Below are 1,583 nucleotides of genomic sequence, written 5' to 3'. Positions count from 1 at the left end.
TCGGGAAGACAGGATTCGAACCTGCGACACCTTGGTCCCAAACCAAGTACTCTACCAAGCTGAGCTACTTCCCGTAACTATAAATTCGGTTGTATCTCAGCTGTAGAGTACTTGCTAAGTAGATTTGCTTCGCAAATCCTCATCCGCAACCTCAAAGCTAAGCTTTGAGCTCTACAAATCCGAGCTACTTCCCGTATTATTATTTACATGCACCCTAGAGGAGTCGAACCTCTAACCGCCTGATTCGTAGTCAGGTACTCTATCCAGTTGAGCTAAGGGTGCTCATTTGCCGAGGACCGGAATCGAACCGGTACGATCAGTAACGATCGCAGGATTTTAAGTCCTGTGCGTCTGCCAGTTCCGCCACCCCGGCGCCAAAGCGAACGACGGGATTCGAACCCGCGACCCCCACCTTGGCAAGGTGGTGTTCTACCACTGAACTACGTTCGCAATCCTCTTAATGCCGGCTACATGACTTGAACACGCGACCCTCTGATTACAAATCAGATGCTCTACCAACTGAGCTAAGCCGGCCTATGATACTTAATGCGGGTTAAGGGACTTGAACCCCCACGCCCGAAAGCGCCAGATCCTAAATCTGGTGCGTCTGCCAATTCCGCCAAACCCGCATATGACCCGTGCTGGGCTCGAACCAGCGACCCATTGATTAAAAGTCAATTGCTCTACCAACTGAGCTAACGAGTCTATCGATTTTACATTCAACTCACAAATTCCTTGTGAGCTGAACGGTCCCGACGGGAATCGAACCCGCGATCTTCGCCGTGACAGGGCGACGTGATAACCGCTACACTACGGGACCTGTACTTTCGTACTATGGGAGTTAACGGGATCGAACCGCTGACCCTCTGCTTGTAAGGCAGATGCTCTCCCAGCTGAGCTAAACTCCCATAAGAAAGCCTGAGCTTTCTATTTGCTAAGCGACTACCATATCTCACAGGGGGCAACCCCCAACTACTTCCGGCGTTCTAGGGCTTAACTGCTGTGTTCGGCATGGGAACAGGTGTATCTCCTAGGCTATCGTCACTTAACTAAATTTTTCATTTTTTTGGCCCTGGCTGTGTCGTCTGCGATTCGATAATCCTTAGATTTATCTCATCTTGACTCCCTACCATCTTCCAAAAAAATATTAAAATTTTATTTTTCTCGAATCATTTGGATATTTCCCTGTTTCGGTAATCCTTAGATTGACCTCGACTGGATTCCTTGTCACCAAGAAAAAATCTTATAAAATTACATTGTCACTCTACAAGCTAGAGTAGACAGAGTGTTAAGAACACTCAAAATTGAATAGCTATACAGGATATTAAAGCCGTCCAGCTTGCTGGCGCTTCAAAGGAAAAATAGGAAATCTGACGAAGTGTCTTTAGACACTAGGATGATTTATCTTTTTTCCACAGAAGCGAGGCTGTATTCGACTCTATCATCAGAAAGTCTCAAGTTTAACCTCAACTCGCATCTGAGTTCGTCATTCTTAACGTTTCCGTTACTTAGTTTGACTTCGGATAAGTCTTCGAGCTATTAGTATTAGTCCGCTACATTGCTCACACAACTTCCACTCCTAA

Annotated in this window: 9 tRNA genes and 1 rRNA gene; all 10 read right to left on the bottom strand. The window is 46.4% G+C overall.

Annotation, left to right across the window (positions count from 1 at the left end):
- The 10 genes from JEQ21_RS09770 to rrf all read right to left on the bottom strand — a co-directional run bounded on the left by JEQ21_RS09770 (position 1) and on the right by rrf (position 1,049).
- Positions 1–74, bottom strand: a tRNA-Pro gene (locus tag JEQ21_RS09770).
- A 134-nt stretch (positions 75–208) separates the two neighbouring features.
- Positions 209–282, bottom strand: a tRNA-Arg gene (locus JEQ21_RS09765).
- Positions 283–287: 5 nt separating this feature from the next.
- Positions 288–373: transfer RNA gene (locus JEQ21_RS09760), tRNA-Leu, on the bottom strand.
- A gap of 5 nt (positions 374–378) precedes the next feature.
- Positions 379–450 (bottom strand) — tRNA-Gly (locus JEQ21_RS09755).
- An 11-nt stretch (positions 451–461) separates the two neighbouring features.
- Positions 462–534, bottom strand: a tRNA-Thr gene (locus tag JEQ21_RS09750).
- A 13-nt stretch (positions 535–547) separates the two neighbouring features.
- Positions 548–629, bottom strand: a tRNA-Leu gene (locus JEQ21_RS09745).
- A gap of 3 nt (positions 630–632) precedes the next feature.
- A tRNA-Lys gene (locus JEQ21_RS09740) sits at positions 633–705 on the bottom strand.
- 42 nt (positions 706–747) lie between these two features.
- Positions 748–820: transfer RNA gene (locus tag JEQ21_RS09735), tRNA-Asp, on the bottom strand.
- 15 nt (positions 821–835) lie between these two features.
- Positions 836–908 (bottom strand) — tRNA-Val (locus JEQ21_RS09730).
- A gap of 25 nt (positions 909–933) precedes the next feature.
- Positions 934–1,049 (bottom strand): 5S ribosomal RNA (gene rrf / locus JEQ21_RS09725).
- Positions 1,050–1,583 lie beyond the last annotated feature (534 nt).

The organism is Streptococcus sp. 121, assembly GCF_016458205.1.
In the GTDB taxonomy this organism is placed as follows: domain Bacteria; phylum Bacillota; class Bacilli; order Lactobacillales; family Streptococcaceae; genus Streptococcus.
Note: the sequence above shows the minus strand (reverse complement) of the source record. Positions and strands in the feature narration are given on the sequence as shown.